Origin of the sequence: Macellibacteroides sp. (genome assembly GCF_050251695.1) — a bacterium.
Lineage (GTDB): Bacteria > Bacteroidota > Bacteroidia > Bacteroidales > Tannerellaceae > Macellibacteroides > Macellibacteroides fermentans.
On record NZ_JBFWMI010000073.1, the window covers coordinates 11,993 to 16,225 of the forward strand.

Annotated in this window: 4 protein-coding genes; all 4 read right to left on the bottom strand. The window is 48.9% G+C overall.

Features of this window, described 5'->3' with window-relative positions:
- Window positions 1-278, bottom strand: a 278-nt coding sequence (locus AB7E53_RS10980; protein WP_446775657.1) for a twin-arginine translocation signal domain-containing protein, incomplete at its 3' end; no start/stop codon positions are given.
- 419 nt (window positions 279-697) lie between these two features.
- On the bottom strand, window positions 698-1,297 hold the full coding sequence (locus AB7E53_RS10985; RefSeq protein ID WP_068178841.1) for an IMPACT family protein: 600 nt from the start codon (window positions 1,295-1,297) through the stop codon (window positions 698-700).
- A 2-nt stretch (window positions 1,298-1,299) separates the two neighbouring features.
- Window positions 1,300-1,518: a hypothetical protein gene (locus AB7E53_RS10990; RefSeq protein ID WP_068178029.1), complete on the bottom strand. Its 219-nt coding sequence runs from the start codon at window positions 1,516-1,518 to the stop codon at window positions 1,300-1,302.
- Between the two features lie 25 nt (window positions 1,519-1,543).
- Window positions 1,544-4,233 (bottom strand): excinuclease ABC subunit UvrA (uvrA, locus tag AB7E53_RS10995; RefSeq protein WP_446775658.1); only part of this gene is annotated, 2,690 nt, incomplete at its 5' end.

The window sequence follows — 4,233 nt, forward strand, 5'->3', positions numbered from 1 at the left end:
GGCTCTGCAGGGGGCATAAATCGGTTCTTGCCCGACGTATCCGCGCCGTAAGGCATACCCAGAAAAGTATATACATCCCGCAGAATATAGCCCTTCACCTTTCCGTACACCGTATCGGCAATGGCTATATTGTCGCCGATAAACAATACCTGTTCGTCGTCTTCCTTCTGCTGGGAAGATAAAGAGGAGGCTTGAGAAACAAAAGGAACGGAACCTAATCCCAGCGCAGCGGTACCGGTTCCAACAGTCTTAAAGAATTTTCGTCTGTCTATTTTCATACCAATAAATATTAGATAAGGAGGGTATTAAATTAAAGGATCACAAATAAACAGGATAAAAATAGCAATTTTAGACATATAGGGTTTATTCTTAGCCTATTAGTTTAAAGAAACTTCCTAAAACAGCTATCTATTTGATTAAAATCAAGTCACCTCACTTAAAGGTATACGGGTATTCCGGCACGGGTCTACAGTAAATAAAGCAATATTAAAGGAATCATAAAGCGGAAAGTATATACAATTAAGTCTGAAAGATACCGGGTTGGCGGCTTGCGCCCATGGGCCCGATTAAATGCCTCCATGGGCGCGTTTGAACGGGCCCATGGAGGCATTTGAGGAAACCTGCTATAAATAAGATTAAATTAAACGGGATTAAACCTTAGTCTTCACCTGAACGGGAGTTATAATCAGCCTATCTCCTATTCTTTCAGGTAGGCTGTCTCCACCTTCAACAGGCGGTTACGCAATTTATCGGCTTCGCTTTTGCGGATGCGGAGGGTCATCTCGCAGTTCATGTCGAACGACTGCGACAGCACCTCGGGGTTGTCTTCCTTTATGATACGCATGATTCCGTTCATAAAGGGATATTCAAACTGCACGGTAATCTCTTCGTCCACTGTACGCTCTTCTATCTCGGCAAGCGAAAGCGCCTCAGCCGCCGCGGCACGATAGGCCACAATCAGTCCCCCGGTACCCAGCTTGATTCCTCCGAAGTAGCGGATCACCACCACCAGAATATCGGTAAGTTCCAGCGAATTAATTTGTCCCAGGATAGGTTTGCCGGCAGTGCCCGAAGGTTCTCCGTCGTCGTTGGCACGAAAGGTGGAGCGATCCGGTCCCAGCATGTAAGCCCAGCAGACATGGCGGGCATCGTAATATTGTTTTCTAAACTTATCAACCTGTTCTTTTACCTCCTCTACGGTGCGAACCGGAACAGCATAGGCTATAAAGCGGCTTCGCTTCTCGGTATAGCAGCTATCCACCACTCCGGTAATCGTTTTATAGGTATCGTCTGCCATCATCAATCGGGTATTTTAGTCTGCTGTTCCTTCAAAAATGCATGGAAATCATTCTTGATCTCCTGTATCTCTTCAATAAAATAGGGGTCTTTCACCTTATCTTTTACGGCTTCATAATACGCCTCGATGGCAGCCAGGGCACAAACATCCTGACCTCGAAGTACGAAGTAGGGTTCGTCCTTCTCCACACATTGCTTAATCATTACAATGGGATTCTTCATCTTCTGTATATTTCGGAATGTTTCGTTACTTTAATTTACTTTTAAGCTCTTCTTTCAGGAAGGGAGCCGTAAAGCTGTTGATTTCCTGTTGAATCATAGCTTCCGGAGTTCCGGCAAAAAGAAGCTGTCCCCCTCGCCTTCCCCCTTCGGGCCCCATGTCGATGATATAGTCGGCGCTCTTGATCACATCCAGGTTATGCTCAATTACAATGATTGTGTTGCCTTTATCTACCAACTTATTAAGTACTCCCAGCAACACCCGGATGTCTTCAAAATGCAGACCGGTTGTAGGTTCGTCCAGTACGTACAGGGTTTTACCCGTGTCCCGCTTGGCAAGTTCGGTGGCCAGTTTCACACGCTGACTCTCTCCTCCCGATAAGGTGGTGGAGGGTTGTCCCAGCTTGATGTATCCCAATCCCACATCCTGCAGAACCTTGATCTTGTACAGTATGGAAGGAATGTTTTCGAAGAATTCAACCGCCATATTGATAGTCATATCCAGAATATCGGCTATGGATTTCCCCCTGAAACGCACCTCCAGTGTTTCGCGGTTGTAGCGTTTGCCGTGGCACTCCTCGCAGGGAACGAGCACATCCGGCAGGAAGTTCATCTCGATGGTCTTGTAACCGTTTCCTTTACAGGTCTCGCACCGGCCTCCCGATACGTTGAAGGAGAAGCGGCCGGGTTTGTATCCCCTTATCTTGGCTTCGGGCAGGTCTACGAACAAACTGCGGATGTCCGAAAAGATACCCGTATAGGTTGCCGGATTGCTTCGGGGTGATCTGCCGATGGGCGACTGGTCTACGTTTACCACTTTATCTACATGCTCGATGCCGTCGATGGAATCGTAGGGCAACGGATCTTCCAGCGAACGATAGAAATGCTGACTAAGTATGGGTTGCAGTGTGCGGTTTATCAGCGACGATTTACCGCTACCGGATACGCCGGTCACGCAGATCATGGTGCCCAGCGGGAAGGTTGCATCCACCTTTTTCAGGTTATTTCCGCGGGCTCCGTGTATGGTGATAAACTTACCGTTACCTTTGCGCCGCTCAACCGGAACAGCTATCTCCTGCAGTCCGTTAAGGTATGCCGCCGTCAGGGTGTTGGCTTGCAGCATCTCGGCGGGAGTTCCTGCAAATACAACCTCGCCACCCAGGCGTCCGGCCTTGGGCCCCATATCGATAACATAGTCGGCTTCCAGCATCATGTCTTTATCGTGCTCTACCACGACTACCGAGTTGCCCGTATCACGCAGTTGCTTGAGCGAGTTGATCAGGCGCACGTTATCGCGCTGATGTAGTCCGATACTGGGCTCGTCGAGGATATAAAGTACGTTTACAAGCTGACTCCCGATCTGGGTTGCCAGACGGATACGCTGACTCTCGCCTCCCGACAGCGAAGCGGATGCCCGGTTCATGGACAGGTAATCCAATCCCACATCCAGCATGAAGTTGAGGCGTGAACGGATCTCTTTCAAAATCTCGGTAGCTATCTGTTGTTGCTTGGAAGAGAGCTTGTTGTGCAGAGAATCCACCCACTCGCTTAATTCGGATATATCCAGTCCGGATATATCGGCTATGTTTTTACCTGCTATCTTATAATGCAGGGCTTCTTTGTTTAACCGCTGACCGTTACACTCGGGACAGGCAGACATCTTGATGAATTGTCCGGCCCACTTCTGGGCGGAAGCAGAGGCTTCGGACTCTTGCTGCATCAAGATATATTTAGATACGCCTTCGTAGGTAAGGAAATAGTTGGAGTTGCCCAGCGACTCGTTCTTTATCTGCAGCCGTTCGTCGGTTCCGTTCAGTATTTCGTCCATCGCCTCTTCGGGAATGTCGCAGATCGGCGTCTTTACATTCACTCCGTATTTGTCGCATATGGCTTCGATCTGCCAGAATATCAAGGCATTCTTATATTTACCCAAGGGAGCGATACCGCCCTGGTAGATATTCTGACTGCTGTCCGGAACAATCTTTTCCATATCCAGCAGGTTTACCTCGCCCAATCCTTTGCACTTGTGACAAGCACCGTGGGGCGAGTTAAACGAAAAATTATGGGGTGCGGGTTCGCCGTAAGACAATCCTGTAACAGGACACATCAGTCTTTTACTGAAATGGCGGGCTTCGTTGGTTTCGGCATCCAGCACCACCACCAATCCGTCGCCCTGTTTCATGGCTATACGGAGACTTTCCTTCAACCGCCGCTCGTCGGTTGCCGAAACTACCAGCTTATCAATCACCACTTCAATGTTATGGTTCTTGTAGCGGTCCAGTTTCATTCCGTGAAATATCTCCCTCAGCTCGCCGTCCACACGCACATTGAGGTAGCCCTTCTTGCGTATTTGCTCGAAAAGTTCCTTGTAATGTCCTTTACGGCTGCGTACAACCGGTGCAAGCAGGTAGGTTTTCTTTCCGGCATAGCGGGTCAGGATCAGATCCAGAATCTGCTCTTCGGTGTACTTGACCATCTTCTCGCCCGATAAGTAGGAATAGGCTTCGCCCGCGCGGGCATAAAGCAGACGGAAAAAGTCATATATCTCGGTAGTGGTACCCACCGTAGAGCGCGGATTCTTGTTGGTTGTTTTCTGCTCGATGGAGATAACCGGACTCAATCCGGAAATCTTATCCACATCCGGACGTTCCATGTTGCCCAGAAAGTTTCGGGCATAGGCCGAAAAGGTCTCCACATACCGGCGTTGGCCTTCTGCAA

What these genes read in the sequence shown, in the direction of transcription:
- AB7E53_RS10990 (WP_068178029.1), bottom strand. Translation starts at nt 1,518, where the DNA reads ATGAAGAATCCCATTGTAATGATTAAGCAATGTGTGGAGAAGGACGAA.
- AB7E53_RS10985 (WP_068178841.1), bottom strand. Translation starts at nt 1,297, where the DNA reads ATGGCAGACGATACCTATAAAACGATTACCGGAGTGGTGGATAGCTGC.